The sequence below is a fragment of the Dermabacter sp. Marseille-Q3180 genome, assembly GCF_940792985.1.
Lineage (GTDB): Bacteria > Actinomycetota > Actinomycetes > Actinomycetales > Dermabacteraceae > Dermabacter > Dermabacter vaginalis.
Map to the genome: position 1 here is coordinate 825685 of NZ_CALNWU010000001.1, position 20542 is coordinate 846226.

The 20542-nt window shown below is 64.5% G+C and carries 21 protein-coding genes; 2 read left to right on the plus strand and 19 right to left on the minus strand.

Annotation, left to right across the window (positions count from 1 at the left end; all coding sequences use genetic code 11):
• Window positions 1-50: 50 nt before the first annotated feature.
• The 4 genes from NBW56_RS03795 to rplS are packed head-to-tail and all read right to left on the minus strand — an operon-like array spanning window position 51 to window position 2623.
• Window positions 51-824, minus strand: a complete 774-nt coding sequence (locus NBW56_RS03795) for a ribonuclease HII (RefSeq protein WP_250258027.1) — start codon at window positions 822-824, stop codon at window positions 51-53.
• Between the two features lie 5 nt (window positions 825-829).
• Complete coding sequence (gene lepB / locus NBW56_RS03800; RefSeq protein WP_250258028.1) at window positions 830-1684, minus strand: signal peptidase I; 855 nt, start codon at window positions 1682-1684, stop codon at window positions 830-832.
• 10 nt (window positions 1685-1694) lie between these two features.
• On the minus strand, window positions 1695-2228 hold the full coding sequence (gene lepB / locus NBW56_RS03805) for a signal peptidase I (RefSeq protein WP_074298114.1): 534 nt from the start codon (window positions 2226-2228) through the stop codon (window positions 1695-1697).
• A 44-nt stretch (window positions 2229-2272) separates the two neighbouring features.
• Window positions 2273-2623 carry a 50S ribosomal protein L19 gene (rplS, locus tag NBW56_RS03810; RefSeq protein ID WP_065248260.1) on the minus strand — a complete coding sequence of 117 codons (351 nt, stop codon included), beginning with the start codon at window positions 2621-2623 and terminating at the stop codon, window positions 2273-2275.
• A gap of 282 nt (window positions 2624-2905) precedes the next feature.
• Here rplS and NBW56_RS03815 point away from each other — a divergent pair, with 282 nt between their 5' ends.
• The gene (locus NBW56_RS03815; protein WP_250258030.1) at window positions 2906-3532 is read left to right on the plus strand and encodes a hypothetical protein; all 627 of its coding nucleotides are present in this window, start codon (window positions 2906-2908) and stop codon (window positions 3530-3532) included.
• On the opposite strand, the gene trmD is transcribed toward NBW56_RS03815, so the two are convergent.
• The 12 genes from trmD to NBW56_RS03875 all read right to left on the minus strand — a co-directional run bounded on the left by trmD (window position 3529) and on the right by NBW56_RS03875 (window position 13491).
• Window positions 3529-4287 carry a tRNA (guanosine(37)-N1)-methyltransferase TrmD gene (gene trmD / locus NBW56_RS03820; RefSeq protein ID WP_250258031.1) on the minus strand — a complete coding sequence of 253 codons (759 nt, stop codon included), beginning with the start codon at window positions 4285-4287 and terminating at the stop codon, window positions 3529-3531. The genes NBW56_RS03815 and trmD overlap by 4 nt on opposite strands.
• A gap of 6 nt (window positions 4288-4293) precedes the next feature.
• Complete coding sequence (rimM, locus tag NBW56_RS03825; RefSeq protein ID WP_284346089.1) at window positions 4294-4860, minus strand: ribosome maturation factor RimM; 567 nt, start codon at window positions 4858-4860, stop codon at window positions 4294-4296.
• Window positions 4853-5767, minus strand: coding sequence for a hypothetical protein (locus tag NBW56_RS03830; RefSeq protein WP_250258033.1), 915 nt, complete (start codon window positions 5765-5767; stop codon window positions 4853-4855). Before NBW56_RS03830 ends, rimM begins: the two co-directional genes overlap by 8 nt.
• Window positions 5768-5854: 87 nt before the next feature.
• Window positions 5855-6097: an RNA-binding protein gene (locus NBW56_RS03835; RefSeq protein WP_074298123.1), complete on the minus strand. Its 243-nt coding sequence runs from the start codon at window positions 6095-6097 to the stop codon at window positions 5855-5857.
• Window positions 6098-6099: 2 nt separating this feature from the next.
• Entirely contained in the window at window positions 6100-6600 is a 501-nt protein-coding gene (gene rpsP / locus NBW56_RS03840; RefSeq protein WP_074298125.1) for a 30S ribosomal protein S16, read from the minus strand.
• 221 nt (window positions 6601-6821) lie between these two features.
• Entirely contained in the window at window positions 6822-7457 is a 636-nt protein-coding gene (locus tag NBW56_RS03845) for a hypothetical protein (protein WP_250258034.1), read from the minus strand.
• A 5-nt stretch (window positions 7458-7462) separates the two neighbouring features.
• Window positions 7463-9052 carry a signal recognition particle protein gene (ffh, locus tag NBW56_RS03850; protein WP_065248268.1) on the minus strand — a complete coding sequence of 530 codons (1590 nt, stop codon included), beginning with the start codon at window positions 9050-9052 and terminating at the stop codon, window positions 7463-7465.
• Window positions 9053-9190: 138 nt separating this feature from the next.
• Window positions 9191-10753: a signal recognition particle-docking protein FtsY gene (gene ftsY / locus NBW56_RS03855; RefSeq protein ID WP_074298131.1), complete on the minus strand. Its 1563-nt coding sequence runs from the start codon at window positions 10751-10753 to the stop codon at window positions 9191-9193.
• Between the two features lie 119 nt (window positions 10754-10872).
• Window positions 10873-11163, minus strand: coding sequence for a hypothetical protein (locus tag NBW56_RS03860; protein WP_074298133.1), 291 nt, complete (start codon window positions 11161-11163; stop codon window positions 10873-10875).
• A gap of 117 nt (window positions 11164-11280) precedes the next feature.
• Complete coding sequence (ndk, locus tag NBW56_RS03865; RefSeq protein WP_250258035.1) at window positions 11281-11709, minus strand: nucleoside-diphosphate kinase; 429 nt, start codon at window positions 11707-11709, stop codon at window positions 11281-11283.
• 10 nt (window positions 11710-11719) lie between these two features.
• Window positions 11720-12118, minus strand: a complete 399-nt coding sequence (locus NBW56_RS03870) for a DUF4233 domain-containing protein (protein ID WP_082738765.1) — start codon at window positions 12116-12118, stop codon at window positions 11720-11722.
• Window positions 12119-12123: 5 nt separating this feature from the next.
• Window positions 12124-13491: a bifunctional folylpolyglutamate synthase/dihydrofolate synthase gene (locus NBW56_RS03875; RefSeq protein WP_074298137.1), complete on the minus strand. Its 1368-nt coding sequence runs from the start codon at window positions 13489-13491 to the stop codon at window positions 12124-12126.
• Between the two features lie 253 nt (window positions 13492-13744).
• Between NBW56_RS03875 and NBW56_RS03880 the strand changes: the two genes are divergently transcribed.
• A complete protein-coding gene (locus NBW56_RS03880) occupies window positions 13745-15322 on the plus strand; it encodes a WXG100 family type VII secretion target (protein ID WP_250258036.1) in 1578 nt (525 codons plus the stop codon).
• Here the strand turns inward: NBW56_RS03880 and ileS are convergent.
• From ileS to NBW56_RS03895, 3 genes are all read right to left on the minus strand, one after another.
• The gene (gene ileS, locus NBW56_RS03885) at window positions 15319-18618 is read right to left on the minus strand and encodes an isoleucine--tRNA ligase (RefSeq protein ID WP_250258037.1); all 3300 of its coding nucleotides are present in this window, start codon (window positions 18616-18618) and stop codon (window positions 15319-15321) included. The two genes, NBW56_RS03880 and ileS, sit on opposite strands and share 4 nt — an antisense overlap.
• 262 nt (window positions 18619-18880) lie before the next feature.
• Complete coding sequence (locus NBW56_RS03890) at window positions 18881-19105, minus strand: hypothetical protein (protein WP_250258038.1); 225 nt, start codon at window positions 19103-19105, stop codon at window positions 18881-18883.
• Window positions 19102-20535: a PspC domain-containing protein gene (locus tag NBW56_RS03895; protein ID WP_250258039.1), complete on the minus strand. Its 1434-nt coding sequence runs from the start codon at window positions 20533-20535 to the stop codon at window positions 19102-19104. Before NBW56_RS03895 ends, NBW56_RS03890 begins: the two co-directional genes overlap by 4 nt.
• Window positions 20536-20542: the final 7 nt, after the last annotated feature.

The following is a 20542-nucleotide window of genomic DNA, read 5'->3' on the forward strand; positions in this document are numbered from 1 at the left end:
CGAAGGTCGTTGACTCATGCGGAAACGCGCGGCTTCCACGAGTCTCAAGATTACAGCGGCAGGTCGAGTACTTGCTGCTCGGCGGGCACGAGGTTCCAACTCGAGCGGTGCTCGGCGTGGAGACCAAGCCGCACGATCGCCTCGCGGTGAGCTTTCGAACCGTAACCTTTATTACCCGCCCATCCGTAGCCGGGTGCTTCAGCATCAAGCGCGGCCATGTGCCGATCCCGCGCGACCTTCGCGAGGATGCTCGCGGCTGCAACGGCGGCGCACGTTTGGTCGGCCTTAATCACGACGTCCAGCGGGCAGCTGAGCGGCGCCGCGAGTCCGCGCGTCACGTAGTCAACGTTCCCGTCAAGAATGACACCGGCAAGCGGCACATCGAGCACCTCGCGTACGGCTTCGAGCGCCCGATTCGCCGCGAGCGTGAGAGCCGTGGAAATACCGTGCTCATCAATTTCCCGGGCGCGCGCGGTTCCGACGGCGGCTGGGCAGCTCACACTGCCGCACGGGCAAATCGGGCCGAGCGGAAGGGGAATTGAGCGCCCCTCTCCCACGAGAGCGGCAAAGGCCGCCTCACGCCTTTTTGGGCTGAGGAGCTTTGAGTCTTTGAGTCCGGGCGGAAGCTCGGCAGGCGTCGGAAGCGCGCCTTGAGCTCGTTCGCACCGAAGGGCGAAGGCTCCCACCGCAACCGGGCCGGCGAGCGCACCGCGCCCAACCTCGTCAAGACCGATGACCGCGCACGAAGCGGCATCGGGGTGCGCATCAAAGAAGGCTTGCGCACGTTGCAGTTCGCGCTCGGGGGTCGCAGTGGGGCTCGGCATAGGCATCACGCGGCGAGCGCGTGGTGCGTGAGGCCGTTCGTTCGCCCCGTTTTGACGCTTGCCGAGCTCTCGGCGCTGTTCACTTTCTCGAAGACCTTCTCGCCATCCTTGAGCGTGCTCCATCGATCGAACGGGAGGAACAGCAGAACCGCCTTGCCCGTGACCTTTGATTCATCGACGAAGGGGTCTTCGCCACGCGCGTAGTGTTCGGAAGAGTCGGCGCTATTGAAACGGTTATCGCCCATGACCCACAGCTTTCCCTCGGGAACCGTGACGTCGAAAGACACCTGGCAGGCACCATTGCCGGGAACGATGTACGTTTCGTTGAGCTCGATGCCGTTGACCGTCATCGCGCCGCCGCGCTCCTTACACACGATGTGGTCGCCGCCCGTGCCGATCAGGCGTTTGACGAGGTGATTCTCGGTGGGGTCGGGGGCGAGGCCCACGTAGCTGAGGGCCTTCGACACCTGCTGGCCGGTTGTGAGAGGCCTATCGGAGTTGCCGCCCACCCAATGACCCGGATCTTGGAAAACGATGACGTCGCCTCGGTGAAGATCGAGAACTCCCGGGTGGAGCTTGGAGACGAGGATCTTGTCGTCCTCCATGAGGGTTGGGTGCATCGAAGCCGAGGGAATGAAGAACGGCTGCACGAGGAAGGTTTTAATGAGCACGGCCACGACGAGCGCCACGACGATCGTGATGGTCCAGTCGAGCACGGTCGCGAGAGCCCCGCCCCTTCTCTCACGCGCACTTCCGGCAGCTCGATGCGTGGGCACCTCGATGGCATCGACGGCGCGGGAGGCAGTCGATGATTCTCCCTGCTCGGGAGCCGCGGCGGCGAAGTTATCGTGCTCAGACATCTGTTCCAGTCTAGTGGGAGATGTCTCGCGCAACGGTGAGGGGCCACACGACACGCGTCACGTGCCCCCGCGTGCGCTCCACTGGCACCATTCCTCCGCCGGGATCGCCAAGGTGGTTGCGCGAATCGGAGGAGTCGTTGCGAGAATCACCAAGGAGAAACATCCGCCCCTCGGGCACGGCAACATCGAAGTCAATCGCGCTTGCGCGCGAGAGGGAAGCCGGGAGGTAGGGCTCGTCGAGGGGGTGGCCGTTGACCTCGAGTTGGCCGTCATCGGTGCAGCAGCGTACACGGTCGCCACCGACGCCGATCACGCGCTTCACCCAGTAGCGGGAAGAACCTCCGAAATACCCCTCACCGTCAAACACCACAACGCTTCCGCGTGTAGCGGTGCCTCGCGTCGTACGGTCCACGAGGATGTACTCCCCCGACTCGAGCGTGGGAGCCATCGAACCGCTCGGCACGTGGTAGGTCTCAGCAACGAAGTGCCGCACCCCCAACACGGCGAGAAACACCACGCATAAAGCCGCGGCGATCACCCACACGAGGGGCGATCGCCGCGGCTGAGATTGGGACGGCAAAGCGTGAATCAGGAGTGCTCGCGCTTCTCGCGGATACGAGCCTTCTTGCCGGTGAGGCCGCGCAGGTAGTAAAGCTTTGCACGGCGAACGTCACCGCGGGACACAACCTCGATCTTGTCGATCGTCGGGGCGTGAACCGGGAACACGCGCTCGACACCAACGCCGAACGACACCTTGCGAACGCGGAAGGTTTCCTTGATGCCGCCACCCTTGCGGGCGATCACGTAGCCCTGGAACACCTGGATACGCGAGCGGTTACCTTCGACAACCTTCACGTGCACCTTGACGTTGTCGCCAGCACGGAAATCGGGAACGTCGCTCTTGAGGTGAGCCGCATCGAGTTCATCGAACTTCTGCATGAGTTTTCTCCTGCCTCCCGCCCCGGGTCGGACGGCGAATGGTTTACCCCCTGGCGGCGGAACAAGCCCGCCGAGGGCGTCTGTGAATCATTCAAAGTGTGCCGGGCCTCTGGCCGCCATTCCGGTGGCGACGGATCTGCCCTGTTGCCTCGTGCCGCAACCCCCCGAGGCAGGTGACGGCGCAACACGCACGGTCATCCATTCTGCCACTGCTCTAAGCAGCACGCAATAAGATATGCCGCGACAAAGGATGCGAGCTTGCTCGCACGAAAGGAGCCTCACGTGAGCGAGAAAGACAACCGCGATGCCGACCAGCGTCGAGGATCGCGCCGAGCCACCGCGAGCGAAGGCCTCACGCGCGCGGAGGCCCGAAAATTCGTCGAACACTCCACCAAGGAGCACGTCTCAAACCTCGTCTCGTTCGTGCTTGTACTGCTCGCACCCGCCGCGCTTTTCTGGACCCTGGCCCTCCTCCCATGGACCGCGGAGGATCCCGCGCTCGCGACGATCGTGGGTCTCGCCCTCGCGCTCATCCTCGTGATCGCGGGACTCGTGGTGCACTTCGTGGTACCGCGAAAGCGCCACGGGGTGCTCGAAGCGGTCGAAGAAGGACACGTCGAGCCGACACCCGAATCGGCAAAGGTGGCGAAAGCTCACCGCGAGAAGGCCAAGCCTCTCAACGCCGTTCTCCTGGGGATCGGCTTCCTCGCTGTGCTCGCGTCCCTTGCCAGCGCGGTCCACGCTTTCATGACGAGCGGCTTCTGGCCGCGCATTTTCCTCGACATCGGCTGCGCATTCGGCCTCGCAGCAGTCGCCTTCGCGGCCTTCTACTGGCCGTTCACCACGCGCCGCCTCGCCCGTCACCTCGGCGCGGCACAGCACCCGAGTCAAGAGCACGAAGAAGGCTAACGAGAGCCCGCCTCCGAGGGGAGTGCACGGTCCTCGAGGAGGTCTGGTCGCCGCTCGGCCGTGCGTTCGAGAGACCGCGCACGCCGCCACTCATCGATGCGCGCGTGGTGGCCACTCAAGAGCACCTCGGGCACGTCGCGCTGCACCCCGTCGGGCGAGGTCCAGCTCGCGGGCTTCGTATAAAGCGGATACTCGAGTAGCCCGCTCGTATGAGATTCCTCGACGATCGATTCGGGGTTGCCGAGTACGCCGGGCACGAGCCGCACGATTGCTTCGGTCATCGCGAGTACCGCGACCTCACCGCCGTTGAGCACGTAGTCTCCAAGTGAGCTGAGCGCGACCCGCACCCCTTGATCACCAAGGTATTCGTACACGCGCTCGTCGATGCCTTCGTAGCGACCGCACGCGAAGATGAGCCACGGCTCCTCACTGCGTTGTTCGGCGGCGCGCTGCGTGAACGGTTCACCCGCAGGATTAGGAAAAATGACGAGCGGTGACGTGAGGGCGCCGTCGGACTCCCTCTCCGCCGAGCCGAGCACATCCGCAAACGCTTCCGCCCACGGCTCGGGCTTCATGACCATGCCAGCTCCGCCACCCACGGGAGTGTCATCAACCGTGTGATGACGATCGTGCGTGTAATCACGCAAGTTGTGCAGGCGCAGATCCACGAGCCCATCCTTGCGGGCCTTGCCGATGAGGGAGAGTTCGAGCGGAGCGAGGTACTCGGGGAAGATCGTGATGACGTCGATGCGCACGAAGCCCTAGCCTTCCGCTCCGTCACGCTCACTGAGCGCATTCTCGGGATCAAAGAGCCCGCCGGGCGGGTTCGCCAGCACAAAACCGTTGTCGATATCCACCTCGGGCACGAGCTCCTCCACGAAGGGGAGCATCACGCGCCGGCCGTCGGCTCCACGAACGATCAGAAGATCCTGCGCGGGATAGTGGTCGAGGCCGGTCACGGTGCCGAGTACGCGGCCGTCTTCCGTGCGCACCTCGAGCCCTTTGAGTTCTTCGGGATACCAGGCATCGGGGTCCTCTTCGAACTCCTCCTCACGATCGAGCTCGAGCGTGAGATCCGCGCCGCGGAGGCTCTCCGCTTCGGTGCGGTTGTGAATCTCCGCGAATTTCACGTACCAGCGCCCCTGCTGCGTGCGTGTTGAGGTGAGGGTGAGCCGTGTGGGCACACCCTCAGGGCCATCCACGTCAAACTCGGCGCCCCTCACGAGACGCTCCTCGGGGATATCCGTGCGCACCATGAGCGACACCTCGCCCTTGAGACCGTGTGCCTTGCCGATCGTGCCCACGACTACCGTGACATTCCTATTCACCGGCGAGCTCACCTCCCTCGGTGCCTTCACCCGTCTCGCCCGGATCCTCCGCGGGAAGGTCCACGGCGCCCTCGTAGCCCGCAGCCTCGCAGGCTGCACCGAAGCCATCAAGCTTCTTGCGCGAACCGCTCGAATCAGGATTGCCTTCGAGGACCGACAGGAACGGCTTCTGTACCTCGATGAGAGCATGTTTCACGCCCTCATCATCCACGTTATCGATGTCCTCCTGCAGAATCGCGTTAAGGTTCTCGACGTAGGGGCGCTTCTTCTCCGTCACGTACTTGCCGTAGAACCCCACGGCGTCAAAGGAGTTCGAGGTAAAAACATTGCCGTTGCGGTACTCGGTGAACAGCTGCGGCTTCGTCGCCAGCTCAGCGCACACGAGCTTTGCGGGTTTCTTTCCCTTCTCCCCGCCGCCGCTCGCCCAGGTTGCGTGAACGGACATCGGCGCGCACGCCGAGGCAAGACCCTCGAGCGCTCCCTTGAAGGCGTCGGTATCGGCGTCCTTCCCCTTCGCGGATTCCGTTTCGATCCAGTCGGCGACCGCGTCTGCGGCCCCCTTCACGTCTTCGGTGGATTCCTCGAACGTGCCACGCAGCTCTTCGGCGGCACTCTGGAACAGGTACTCGTTCGTGCCGCCGATCTCGAGCGCGCTCGCCCCCATGGCGATCGCCTGGAAATACTCGGGTGAGACGTAATCGGGGTCGCCGAAGAACTGCGTGCACGCATACTCGGTGGCGGGATCGGTCTTCGGCTTTTTGGCCCCTACCTTCGTGACTTTCACGGTGCTGCCATCGGCGGGCTCGCCACCCTTCTGACCAATGGCATCGCACCCGGCTGCACCGAGCACAAGAAGGGCTGCCGCGCCGAAGGCGGCAAACGGGCGAAGAATTCGGGAGAGCGTCATGGGGTCCTCACTCACGGGTCTCATAAGAAAAGGCGGCAGCCGCGCCACACTGTAGCGTTGCTGCCGCCTCAAGGTGCATTGTCACCGTTAGCGCTTGTCGGTGTCCACGATGTCCACGCGAATGTCGTCGTCGGACAGTGCCGTGGTCACGGTGCGCAGCGCGCGGGCGGTGCGGCCCGAACGCCCGATCACGCGCCCGAGGTCATCGGGGTGAACGCGCACTTCGAGAAGTGGCCCACGGCGGGTCGACTTCTCCTTGACGCGCACGTCATCGGGGTTGTCGACGATCCCGCACACGAGGTGCGCGAGAGCTTCGGCGCGAGCACTCATGCTCAGGCCTCTTCGGTGGTCTCTTCGGAAGTCTCGGCTTCGGCGCCCTCAGCCGACTCCTCGGAGGACTCGGCGTTCTCGGCAGCCTCGGCGGCTTCCTTCTCGGCGGCAGCTTCGGCCTCGGCCTTTTCCTTGGCAGCCTTGACCTCTTCGCGCTTCTCGGCGGCGGCCTTATCGGCGGCAGCGATGCGCTCCTCGGCGCTGAGCTTGGCTTCCTTGGTCTTGAGGGTGCCTTCGGCGCCCTCTTCGCCCTTGAACTTCGCCCACTCGCCAGTGACCTTGAGGATCGCGGCGACCTGGTTGCTCGTCTGAGCACCAACGCCGAGCCAGTACTGCGCGCGCTCCGAGTCGATCTCCATGAACGAGGGCTGCTCGTTCGGGTTGTACTTGCCGATCTCTTCGATCACGGCGCCGTCGCGCTTCTTGCGCGAGTCGACAACAACGATGCGGTAAACCGGTGCATGGACCTTGCCCATGCGCTTAAGACGAATTTTGACGGCCACGAGGCTGTCTCTCCTTCTGCATAAGAATGGGTGAGATTCGCGCTGCCCGTGGGGTCAACATAAGCTGCGCGTTTCTCGGCTGGACGCGCCCGGCCGGGTAGAGGGCTCCGGAGCGGGCACATACAAGCGTCAATTATGCCTGAAACCGCCCCCTCGGCGAAAGGCCGTTGGGTGTGCCTCCGGGCACAGTTATGGGTCCGACAGTTGCCGGGCCCCGCTCGCTACTCGCCTGAAAGCGGCGCGGAGCAATAGTCAGAGATACTGAGGGCAAAGAACCGATCGACGGCGAACGCGGGATACCCCTCGCCGTCGGCCCCCGCACCGGTCTCCCAATCGCCGAGCCTCACGAGGTTCAGTCTCGCGCGAAAGTCCCGCAATTTGCGGTGCGTCTCGTGCGTGTCACCGGCCTTCGCGATCGCGCGAAACTCGGCGAGTGCTTCTTCCACACTCGCGCGCTCATAGAGCTTCACGCTTCCACCCACGGCACCGGCCTGCGCCGCCTCCCACGTGAGCGGTCGATGTGCGCCAAGGAAGTCCTCCACGCCGATCACGAGGGCGTTCTGCTCGCTTAGCGGATCGGCGCGCAGCTCCCGCACGATCGCTTCGAGCGCTTCGTCAACCGCCGCGACCTGGTAGCCCTCGCGCATAAACCCCACGCGCGGAAACGTTTGCCCTTCGATGCTCTCGGCAAGAGCCAGCGAGCGCTCAACATCCCCCTCGGTGAGCACGAGTTCTTCATCGAGCGTGTCGAGGAAGCGATCGACATCCTCGATGCAGTAGCGCGCACCGCGCTTCGAGGTAGGGAATCGAAGCCCCGACGTGAGGGCGGGAAGACTGCCGGTCGTGACGGTGGACATGTGCGCTACTTTCCGAGCATCTTACGCAGTTCGGGCGGGAGCTGGTTCATATCAAGGTTCGACAGATCCGAGGCGGCGTCGGCCCCCTGCCCCGTGCCACCGAAGGCACCGCCGCCGAACGCCGCACCCTTTTTCTGTGCTTGCTGCTCGGCCCAGGCTTTTTCTTCGGCTGCGCGCTTCGCAGGGTTGCCCGAGCGAGATTTCTTCTTGTTTTTCTTCGGTGACTGCATGCGCCCGCGGGACTTCTTGCCAAAGCCCATGCCCGGGGCGCCCATCGCTCCGCCGCCGGCCATGCCTCGGCCCACCGAGCCCATCATCTTCTGCATTTGCTTGAACTGGTCAAGAAGGCGATTGACCTCGGTCACGGTCGTGCCCGAGCCTTTCGCGATACGCGCGCGGCGCGAGCCGTTGATCTCTTTCGGGTTCGCACGCTCGAACGGGGTCATCGACTGCACCATGGCTTCGATACGCGTGATCATCGAATCGTCGAACTGATCGATGGCCTGCTTGTACTGGCGCATATTCGGCATCATGCCGAGCATCTTCTTCATCGAGCCCATAGATTTGATCTGCTGGAGCATCGACATGAAGTCGTTGAGGTTGAATTCTTCGCCCTGCGCAAGCTTCGAGGCGACCTTCTCGGCCTCTTCACGATCCATGCGCTTTTCGGCCTGCTCGATGAGGGTGAGCACATCGCCCATGTCGAGAATACGGCTCGCCATGCGGTCCGGATGGAAGCGCTCGAAATCGCCGAGGGCCTCGCCGGTCGAGGCGAAGAGGATGGGGCGGTCGGTGATGCCCGTGACGGAGAGTGCCGCGCCACCGCGCGCATCGCCATCGAGCTTCGACAGCACGACGCCGGTGAAGCCTACGCCGTCGCGGAAGGCCTCGGCGACGCGCGCCGCGTCCTGACCGATCATCGCGTCGACCACGAAGAGAATGTTGTGCGGCTCCACAGCGTCGCGGATGTCGCGCGCCTGCTGCATCATTTCCTCGTCGACGCCGAGGCGGCCCGCGGTATCGACGATGACGACGTCGTACTGCTCGCGTGCCGCGGTCGCCACGCCATCGAGGGCAACGACGACGGGATCGCCCACGCCGTTGCCGGGCTCGGGAGCGAAGACCTTGACGCCCGCACGCTCACCGACGATCTGGAGCTGGTTGACGGCGTTCGGACGCTGGAGGTCGGAGGCGACGAGGAGCGGCGTGTGCCCCTCTTCTTTGAGGTGTTTCGCGAGCTTGCCCGCGAGGGTCGTTTTACCGGCGCCCTGAAGACCCGCGAGCATGATGACGGTCGGCGGGTTCTTCGCAAACTGGAGCTGGCCGGTTGCGCCACCGAGAATCTCCACGAGTTCGGCGTGGACGATCTTCACGACCTGCTGAGCGGGGTTCAGGGCCTTCGACACCTCTGCGCCGAGGGCGCGCTCACGCACGCGCGACGCAAACTGCCGCACGACGGGAACGGCAACGTCCGCATCGAGCAGTGCGCGGCGAATCTCGCGCACGGTCTTGTCGATATCAGCCTCGGTAAGGCGGCCCTGGCCACGCAGGCCCTTGAGGGTTTTACTGATGCGATCGGAAAGATTGTCAAACACGAAAAATTAGCCTCGGGAAAAATTGGGGCGGCAAGCAAGGTGACGGCGCGCACCCGTGGGGGCGCACCTCGCGAGCCGGAGCGCACCCATTGTAACGGGGCGGGCACCCTCCGGCTCGCGTGAAAGAGGTGAGGGTAACTACTCGAGAAGGGCGTCCACGAACCCGTAGGGATCGAACGGCGTGAGGTCATCCATGCCTTCGCCGAGGCCCACGAGTTTCACGGGCACGCCGAGCTCGCGCTGGACGTTGACGACGATGCCGCCCTTCGCGGTGCCGTCAAGCTTCGTGAGCGCGATACCCGTGACATTCACGGCCTCCGCAAACACGCGCGCTTGCTGCATGCCGTTCTGACCGGTCGTCGCATCGAGAACGAGGATGACCTCCTGGATCTCGGCACCCTTGAGGGCCTTCGACGCGACGCGGCGGATCTTGCCGAGCTCGTCCATGAGGCCCTTCTTGTTCTGGAGGCGGCCGGCGGTATCGATCACCACGACGTCCACCCCCTGCTCGATTCCCGCTTGAACGGCGTCGAAGGCGACGGAGGCCGGGTCAGCATTCTCGCGCTCGCTTCGCACGGTCGTCACGCCCACGCGTTCGCCCCACGTTTGGAGCTGATCGGCAGCCGCGGCGCGGAAGGTATCGGCCGCGCCAAAGAGCACCGTGCGCCCCTCGGCGATGAGCACGCGACCAAACTTGCCGGTCGTCGTCGTTTTACCGGTGCCATTGACGCCCACCATCATGACGACGCTCGGCACCATCGAACCATCGGGCGCTTCGATCGCACTCGCCGCGAGACGGCGGTCGAGATCGGGGTTCACGAGCTTCACGAGCTCCTCGCGAAGCACCTCGCGGACCGCATCGGGATCCTTCGTATTGAGCACTTGCACACGCTCACGAAGCGCGTCCATGAGTTCATCTGTGGCGTCCGGGCCGAGATCAGCCATGAGGAGGGTCTCCTCGATCTCGTCCCACGTATCCATGTCGATCTCACCGCTCGTGAGCAGCGCGAGGATGCCGCGGCCAATCGCACCGGAGCGCTGGAGGCGCTCGCGAAGGCGCACCATGCGATCGGCGGTCGGCTCGGGCGTTTCCACGGCGGCCTCGGGCTCGGTCCCGGGCGCGGGCTCCTCGGATGGCGCGGAAGGCGCGACGGGCTCGGCGGGCGCAGCACTCTCGGCTGGGACCGGCTCGGCTGGCTGCGAGGGCTCGGCTGGTGCGACCGATTCAGCGGGTGCGGCGGGGGCGGCGGAGTCGACCTTTTCGGCGGGCTCCACGGCTGCCGGCTCAGCTGCCGGCTCTCGTACACCAGACTCGGATGGCTCGGCTGGTGCGACCGACTCAGCGGGCGCGGTGGTTGCTGGCTCATGCGTGTCTGACGCCTGCGGAGCCGCCTCGTGCGAGCCTTCGGGCGCGGTGGGAGCTTTGGAGGCGTCGGAGACCTCCCCTTCCTCACCCTCCTTTTCGCGAGCGGGCTTTTTGGCGGGCGCCGAAAGCGTGTCTCCCCACGTGGGGGCCGCCGGGCGCTCAGGCTTCGAAGGCTTTTTCTCCTCGCCCTTCGCACCCTTCTCAGGAGCGTCCTTCGGAGCGTCCTTGTCAGTGTCGGTTCCCGACGGCCGCGTGAGCGCCCACAGTCCCGCAGCGATGACGGCGATACCGCCGCCGCTCGCGGCGAGGGTTAAGATCAATTCGTTTAAGTCCATCGGCCCTCCTTAAACACCCGCGCACGAGGAAGCGCGCGGCAAAAGATTTCCTCGCCATTGTACGGAAACGACCCGCGCGGGGCGCGGGTCGAGAAACGTGGGGAGAGGCGAGCGGGGCCTCAGGAGGCAAGACGAAGCGGCTCTCGCTCAGCTTCATCCTCGCCCTCGTGCACATTTTCCCGGCTCTCGCGCGATTCGGTAGCGGCGCGCTTTTCACCTTCACGAAGAGGCCAGGCTTGCACGGGAACACTCGCCCGCATCGATGCCGAGGGGGTACGGCTCACGGCTTTCGAGGACCCCTTCGTGCGCGAGGGAACATTGCCCGTGTTCTTCTGCGCCATCACGACGACCGCGATAAGACCCGCGGCGAGCGCGACGGCCACGAGCATAAAGAGGATGACAGGTCCCATACCCAATATTTTGCCTCATCTTTACTCGAAAAATCGCCAATTTGGCCCGCGAGTCCCAAAGCTGCGTGTGTTTTTCGCGATATAGACGCCCGAGCGTCGCTTCGCGTTAACCGCGATTCACGCGGCGAGCGAAGGGAACCAGATGCCGATTTCCCGGGCGGCCGATTCGGGTGAATCAGAGCCGTGGATGAGGTTCTCAATCACGGGCTTATCCCACGCGCGACCGAGGTCGCCTCGGATCGTGCCAGGGGCGGCCTCCGTCGGCTTCGTAGCCCCCATAAGCGAGCGCATCCCGGCGATGCATTCCTCGCCTGCGACGACGAGTGCGACGAGCGGACCCGAGCTCATGAACTCGAGCATGGGAGGAAAAAATGGCTTGCCCTCGTGCTCAGCGTAGTGCGCCGTGAGTTCCTCGTGGCTTGCGGTGCGTTGATCGAGCGCAAGGATGGTGTAACCCTTTTGCTCGATGCGACGAATGATTTCGCCGCGCAACTGACGCTTCACAGCATCAGGCTTGAGAAGAATGAGCGTGCGTTCTTGTGTCATGCCTCTCACCTTAGCGTGCGGCGGCATCATCTCCCAGAACACGGCGATCGATCGCGTCCTTCTCGCGGTCGAGCTGGCGCCCCTTGACCACACCGAGCCAGTAGAGCACCGCGAAGAATGCGCCAACGACGTACATGGCGGGCACGAAGAGTCCAAAAAGGATGAGCGGCGCTTGGAGCGCGAGGCCGAACCAGTAGGGCCAGGCCTGGCCCTTCGAGAGCAAGCGCGCCGCGAGAATGAACACGACGAGCAGCACGAGGGCAAGAATCCAACTCACGAGACGTGTGTCAGGCGCGAGGCCGTGAGCGACGAGACCACCGAAAAGCGCCACGAAGGCTTCGCAGGCAAGGATCGTCGCGCACAGCATGCGCTGCGCGCCCGACTTGCGGGTGGAGGGGGTGATGTCCACGTTTCTCACTCCCCCACCCGGCCAAGAAGCTGGCGTACTTCAGCCGCGAGCGTGATCGAGCCTGTGGCCACGATGCCCGAGAAATCATCTCCGCCCTGTTCGGCAGCGTCCACCGCTGCTTGGATCGCATCGGGCAGGCTCGCGCGTTCGATCACGCGCTCCTCATCTCCGAAAATATCTCGTGCTTCCATCGCCAGCAGATCCGTGGGGATCGCGCGCGGCGAAGTGCTCTCGGTGATCACGACGATGTCGAAGAGTGGTTCGAGGATCGCGAGGATTTCGCTCGCGTCTTTCTCCTTGAGGATGCCCACGATGCCCACGGTGCGCGTGAACCGGAAGCTCTCGCGTACGGTTTCAACGAGCACTTCGGCACCTGCGGGGTTATGCGCGGCGTCAACGAGGATCGTGGGTGCCTGGCGCACGACTTCGGCGCGGCCCGGGGAGGTCACGCGCTCGAGTCCCGCGCGCACGAGTTCACCATCGAGCGGGGCATCGCCGCCGGTGAGAATCGCTTCCGCCGCGGCGATCGCGAGAAGAGCGTTGTGGGCCTGATGAGCGCCGAGAAGCGGAACGAAGATCTCTTCGTAGCGCGCGGCGATGGACTGCACGGCGATCATCTGCCCGCCGACTGCGGGGACGCGATCAATGACGCCAATCTGCTCCCCCTCGATTGCGGCGGTCACGCCGAGTTCAGCGCAACGGTTTTTAAGGACGTCGAGCGCGCCGGGGAACGGCTGAGCCGCGATGATCGCGAGTGCACCCTCTTTAAGGATCCCGGCCTTCTCCCCCGCGATTTCCTCGATCGTGTCGCCGAGGTAATCCTGGTGGTCGAGGGCAATGGGGGTGATCACGGTGGCATCGGGGTCGATGACGTTGGTTGCGTCCCACCGGCCACCGAGTCCGACTTCCACGATGGCAACATCCACGGGAGCGCTCGCGAACGCTTGGAACTGCATCGCCGTGAGGTACTCGAACATGCTGATTCGCACGCCCGTTGCGGCATACTCGCGATCAACTGCTTCGGCGAATGGGAGCACGTCCTCGTAGGCCTGCACGAATCCTTCTTCGCTTATGGGTGCGCCATCCAGCGCGATGCGCTCCGTGGGGGTGTGCATGTGGGGGCTCGTGAGGCGGCCCGTGCGAAGCCCCGCCTCGATGAGGAGGGCCTCGGCGATGCGTGCCGTAGAGGTTTTACCGTTCGTGCCCGCGATGTGGAGCGTGCGGTAGGCGCGCTCGGGGTGCCCCATGAGTTCGAGGAGACGTTCGATGCGGGTAAGACTCGGTTCGATCTCGTTTTCGGGGGCGCGCGATTGAAGATCCGCCCACACCTTCGTGAATGCCTCACTGTGCTCGATGCCGCTGGGCCGTGCCATGGACTGCTTCACTCTGCCTTTCGCGCCGGTGGTCCGTGGCCTTCAGTGTAGTGGCGTACGCCCTCGGCGCGGGCGTGGGCGGCGTGCGCAAGGCCCGGCTCGTGCTCCACACCTCACGGTGATCCCCGGGAAGGCTGATCGTGGGGCTTCACTTTCCGACGCTTGCCTACGCTCAAGAGCAGGGCACGGCACCGGCTGTGGCCGCGTTTCGGGGAATGCACGAAGGGGAAACGGCGTGGGGAATTTTTTGGGAATGGACACCGCGCAGGTGCGCGGAGCAGCTCACGCGCTCGATGAACTCGCGGGGCGCCTGAACACCGAGGCAGGCCACGTGAAAGAGGAAGCGGGCGCGGTCCCGTGGGAAGGCGCCGATGCAGAAGCCTTTCGCGCGCGCATGGCAGGCGTCTTTGCTCCACAGGTCCACGCGGTGATCTCCCACCTCTTTGCCCTCGCCCATGCGCTCGAGAGCAACGCCCTCGAGCAAGATTCGGCGTCCAGCCAGGGCGGCGCCCAGGTCGGCGGCGCCGGGGCCTCCCCCCTCGCCCTTGCGGGAGCTGCGCAGGCACACATGCTCGGTCTTGGCATTCTTGCCGCCCAGGGTGCTCGCGCGCGCGATCTTCTCGGCCTCACGTCGCGTCGTGTACGAGGAATCGGCACAGAGAACACCCACACGCTCAACCCCACCGTTGGCTTGACTGCACTTGCCGCTATGAAGTATTTGAGCAGCACAGGGAAAACCTGGTTCCTCAACCCTCACTTCGAGGTGACCCCCACGACGCGGCCGAGCACGCTCGTGGGCATATCCGCCTACCGAGATTCGCACCCACCACGCGAGCTCGCGGACCTCCTCGAATTCACCGAGGAGGCACGCCACGCACGCGGCGCGGGTGAAAATCGCGAGAACTACCGCGTGCAGCACTTTCGCACCGCCGCGGGAGAAGAAACCTATGTCCTGTACATGCCTCCCACCCAAATCGACATGAAAAAAGAAAAGGCGTGGGATGGAACCGCGGGTAACTCGCGCGATTGGGCCTCCAACATCGGGATTATGACGGGAATGGAGGTGACGACAATGAAGAACGCGCGCGCCGCGCTCGAAGCCGCGGGCGTTCCCAAGGGCGCGAACCTCATGCTCGTCGGCCACTCGCAAGGAGGTCTCGCGGCGGCATCGCTCGCGTCGCGATCCGACTTTAACGGCCAAGACGGCTACAACGTCACGAACGTCGTCACGTACGGCTCCCCGGTCGACGCGTTCACGCCCGCACAATCGAACACCAAGGTCTTCGCGATCGCGCACAAGCAGGGACTGCGAACCTACGCGGAAAACATTCTTGGTGGCCCCTCGCGCTCTGGCATCTCCTTTACGGTCGACCCGGTTCCGCTCCTCGATCTCGGTGGACTAGGCCGCCCACATTCACCGCAGGTCACCAACATTGACCTCACCCCCGCGACGGACCACGACGCGGGCCTCAACACAGGCATCTCCTTTTTCCAACCGGGGCAAGCGCCGGTGGGCGTGAAGTTGCCGGGCTACGATCTGGGCGCCGCTCACGACTCACTTCGGCGCCTCCCCGACGGCTCGATCGACCCGCATTACGGTTATTACCCAACGCTCCTCGCGCAGCAGGAACTCAATCCCGACCTACTCGAAGTCAAGGGGGACATCGACGGTCTCTACATGGGCGAAGGTCTCACCCTGATTGACGACACGAACGTGCAGTTCGTGCGCACCCCCGAAAACGCCAGCGGAGGTGGCGCCACGCACGGTGACGGGGGCACCGATCGCTCGATGCCCCCGTCACCGGAGGAGTTTCTCGACAGGTGGCGTTAGGCGCGCTTCACCTGCACGGTGACGCTCGCCCCCGTGACCTTTTCCTCGGTCGTGAAATCAGCGTCCGCGAGCGCACTCTCGCCATAGGCAACGCTCGTCGCGAGAACCTCGTGGGCAACGAGGGTCTCGAACGCGCGCACGGCCTCGAGAACACTCTCGGATCCCGCGACACCGAGCGAAATTCGGTCCGAAACCTCGAAGCCCGCCTCGCGGCGCGCCGACTGCACAACGCGCACGACGTCGCGCGCAAGGCCTTCGGCCTCGAGCTCGGGGCTCACGCGAGTGTCGAGAACGATGAAGTCGCCACCGCGCAAAACGCCGATCGAACGGTCTTCCGCATCTGAGCTATCGCCCGCAACAAGGTCGAGCGTGTACTCGCCCTCGACAAGGTCGAGACCGCCCGAGGTGACGGTGCCGTCTTCGGCGACGCTCCAGTCGCCGCTCTTCGCACCCTTGATCGCGCGCTGCACATCCTTACCAAGGCGTGGGCCCGCGGCACGGGCATTCACGCTCAAGCGCTGCTCGACGCCCATCTTTCCGGCTTCTTCACTCGCCACGTCGAGCAGGCGCACAGCCTTGACGTTGAGCTCATCGCGCACGATGTCGACAAAAGGCTCGAGGCGTGCGGCATCGGCGGCCACGACGGTGAGCTCCGCGAGCGGAAGGCGGGCACGCAGCCCTTCCTTCTTGCGCAGCGCGTTGCCCTGCGATGCCACTCGGCGCACGGTATCCATTTCCTCAACCAGGGCCTCGTCCACGGGGAACAGGGAGGCATCGGGCCAATCGGTGAGGTGCACACTGCGCTCGCCCGTGAGCTCGCGATAGATTTCCTCGGTCACGAGCGGGAGCAACGGCGCGGCCACGCGCACGAGGGTTTCGAGGCATGTGCGCAGCGTGTCGATCGCGACCTCGTCCCCCTCCCAGAAGCGCTCGCGCGAACGGCGCACGTACCAGTTCGTGAGCGCATCGAGGTATTGGGCGATCGCCTCGCCGGCATCGGCAACCCTCAGCTCGTCGAGGCAGGTTTGCGCCTCGCGCACGAGCTGCCCCGTGCGGGCGAGGAGGTAGCGGTCCATGACGTCCTCGGAGTCATAGCGCACCTTGGCCTCGTAGCCGGTCGGGCGGCCGTCGGCATCCTTCTCCCCCGCCGCATTCGCGTACAGGGCGAGGAAGTACCACGTGTTCCACAGCGGAAGAACCGTGGTGCGCACGGCGTCGCGGATATTGTTCTCCGCAACGATGAGATTGCCGCCTCGCAGAATTGGGGACGTCATGAGGAACCAGCGCATCGCATCGGCGCCGTACGCCTCGTACATTTCGCGCACATCCGGGTAGTTCCTGAGCGACTTCGACATCTTGTTGCCGTCGTCACCGAGCACAATGCCGTGGCAGATCACGTTCTTGAAGGCCGGGCGGTCAAACAGCGCGGTCGAAAGCACGTGCATAACGTAGAACCAGCCGCGAGTCTGGCCGATGTATTCAACGATGAAATCCGCCGGGTTATGCGAATCGAACCACTCTTCGTTCTCAAACGGATAGTGCACCTGGGCAAAGGGCATCGAACCCGAATCGAACCACACGTCGAAAATGTCCTCGATGCGACGCATGGTCGACTTGCCCGTCGGGTCGTCGAGGTTCGGGCGCGTGAGGTCGTCGATGTACGGGCGGTGGAGGTTCACCTCGCCGTTCTCGTCGCGGGGAAGCTCACCAAAGGCTTCCTCAATCTCGGCGAGCGAGCCGTACACCTCGATGCGCGGGTAGTTCGGATCGTCGCTCTTCCACACGGGGATCGGCGTACCCCAGTAGCGGTTGCGCGAGATCGCCCAGTCGCGTGCGCCCTCGAGCCACTTGCCGAACTGTCCGTTCTTGACGTTGCCGGGAACCCAGTTGATCTCCTGGTTAAGCTCGAGCATGCGCTCGCGTTGATCGGCAACCTTCACGAACCACGAACCCACGGCTTTGTAGATGAGGGGGTTGCGGCAGCGCCAGCAGTGCGGGTAGCTGTGCACGTAGCTCTTCTCCTGGAAGAGTCGCCCGTCGCCCTGGAGCAGGCGAATGATCGGGCGGTTGGCCTCGAACACCTGGAGGCCCACGATCGAATCGAGCGCCGTCCCGCGGAAGGTCTCGAGGAACTTCGCGCCCTCGTCAACGCTCACGACGACCGGGATGCCGTACTCGGCATTGATCTTCTGGTCATCTTCACCGTAGGCGGTCGCCTGGTGCACAACGCCGGTACCGTCACTCGTCGACACGTAGTCGGCAACGGTGATGATCCACGCTTTTTCGAGGCCCCACTTTTCGCGATCTTTCGCGTACACGTCCCACAGGGGCGTGTACGCGACGTATTCGAGTTCGGCGCCCTGGTAGGTGCGCTCGCCGAGGGCCGCGAGAACGTCATCCGCGCTGTCGTAGCCGAGCTCCTTTGCGAAGGCGCCGGCGAGGTCCTTCGCGAGAAGGTAGGTCGCACCGCCAGCGGGGGTGCCGTCGGCACTGCCGTTCGGGCCAGCCGGAACCGTCACGTACTCCACTTCCGGCCCCACCGCGAGCGAAAAGTTCGTGGGGAGGGTCCACGGGGTCGTCGTCCACGCGAGCGCTGTCACGCCCTCGAGGCCAAGCTCGGCAGCCTTCTGGCCCGCGAGCGGGAACGTCACGACGACCGAGGCGTCCTGGCGGTCCTTGTACACGTCGTCGTCCATGCGCAACTCGTGGCTGCTGAGCGGGGTCTGGTCGACCCAGCAGTACGGGAGAACCTTGTAGCCCTCGTACGCACGGTCCTTGTCGTAAAGCTGCTTGAACGCCCAGAGAACGGACTCCATGAACGTCACGTCGAGCGTCTTATAGTCATTCTCGAAATCGACCCAGCGCGCCTGGCGCGTCACGTAGTCGATCCATTCGTTCGCGTAGGTGAGAACCGAGCCGCGCGCCGCGTTGTTGAACGCCTTGACGCCCATGTCCTCGATTTCGCGCTTCTCGGTGAGGCCGAGCTCTTCCATCGCCGCGAGTTCGGCGGGAAGGCCGTGCGTGTCCCAGCCGAAACGACGCTCCACGAGGTTGCCACGCATGGTGCGGTAGCGCGGAACAACGTCCTTCGCGTAGCCGGTGAGAAGGTGGCCGTAGTGCGGAAGGCCGTTCGCGAAAGGCGGGCCGTCATAAAACACGAATTCCTCGGCGCCTTCGCGGCGGCGAATGGACTCGGCGAACGTGTCGTCTTCCTTCCAGAAGGCGAGCACCTCTTCCTCGAGCTTCGGAAGGTTCGGCGAACTCGTGAGGCTCTTACCGTTCTTGGGGTATGCCATGCGCGCTCCTCGGCGTTGTGCGTGGCCCGGGGCCACGACCTGCTGTTTGGTCTTCGGGCCCGAGGGCGCACGGAGCGCGGTACCACCTCGGTTAGCGCGCGGCTCGCGGAGCTTCGCCGTGCGCTCACTTATTCCTCAGCTGTCACGGGCTGGTCCCGGCGGGTTCTACTTGGCGGCGTGGAGCGTGTTCATTCCGACGCTTGCTGTTCTTCCCGCGGCTTCCCGGTGATGGCCGGATCGACGCCGTTTGAGATCAAAAGTATCACGAGGTGGGAGCGTCAGGCTCGCTTTCGTGATCGCCGTCGCTCCCCGAGGGCCGCGGCCTGTCGAAGGAGCTGAGCAGCATGCACACGCACAGGATCGCGATGATCCCTGCGGCGGTGACCCACGAGGGTATCGCCCCGCCGAGAATGAGCACGAGGGCAAGGAAGGCGGTCATCGCGACGAGGAAAATCCCGAGGGCGAATGTCGTGGAATCTCGTTTCATTGGTCCGCTCCTTCGCGCACGTAGGTGACATCGCCAAAGATCGTGCGGCCGTCGATCTGGATCGTCACGTGCGAAGGATCCCAGCGGCTATATCCCTTCGCCTCGGAGTTTGTGGTGGTGCCGAGGGTCGACGCGAGGGTCGAGTTCACGCGCCAATCCTCTTCGGGCAAAATCACTTCGATGTTGCCAACGGGGCGATTGCACATGATCGTGAGCGAGAGGTCCACGAGCAACGGATCCGGCTCGCCATTTGCCACCGCCCATGTGCCGCGTGCTTCTTCATCCGTTGGCGGCTCGCCGAGCTCGCTCAGGTCAATGACGACGGGGCGCGACCATTCGCGGATCCCGCCGGGCGTGCATTCGAGATAGGAGCCCGGCTGGAATTCATCGACGCTCATGTAGATCGGGGTGTTGCCTCGCGAATCGGTGAGGCGCACCCACGCCACCGACACGGAAAAGACGAAGAGCGAGGCGAGGCCGAAGGCAAGGATTTGCCGGCTTCGTTTGCCTCGCGCTCCCGCGATGATGAGCACCGTTCCCGAGGCGAGCGCGATCGCCGCGGCGCCCACGCCTACGCGCGGGATGACCTCCAGCGGGCCGTTTGGGTTGAGCGCGGGGAAAAGGCCGGGAAGGTAGCTCACGAGCGAGAATACGGCGACCCCGAGGAAAATGAAGACGGCAAAGAGCCACAAAACGGTGCGGCCGCGCAACCGTGGCGCAGCGTGGGCACCGTGCGCTCCCGGGCCGAACAGGTCGCCCTCCACTCCCCACGCGCCGGGGGCTTCACGTCGAAGTCGCGCAAGGGTGCGCAGTGCTTGGCGCTGATCAATGATGCCGGCTTGCTCAGCGAGGCGCATGAACAGGTAGGTCGTGCGCGCTCGGCTGGCGCGCCACCCGCCCCACACGACGATCACACCGAGCACGAGGCTGATGGGAACGAGGAAGGCAAGGACGATAGGAGCGTAGGCAACGTACGCCCACCCGATCGCGACGCCTAGCGCGAGTGCGGGGAGCACGAGGAGCGCCACGATGAGATCTCCCGGCTGGGGACGGCGACGAATGATCGCGCGAGCGGGAGTGTCGTACCGGGCTTCTTCTACGCTCGTGCGAATATCGGCGCCGCCTCGCGCACGCGTGCGTTCCGGGCGCGGAAGCGCGAGGTAGAACACGAGGTATACGAACAGGCCCGGGCCAAGGAGTACGAGCGCAAGAGTCCACACGCGCACGAGCCGCACGGGAAGCCCGTACGCGTGGGCAAGCGCTGTGCACACGCCCGCGGCGAGACCTTCGCCTGGGCGTCGCGCAAGCCCGTAGCGAAGCGCGAACGTCGTTGCATCGGATGCTGCTTGCGCGGTCGCGAGCGCCTTGATCGTGCGGTCGGGGCGCTCAGCCTCGCGAGGTGGCTCGCGGTGCGCCGAGGGGGATGTCATGCCACTA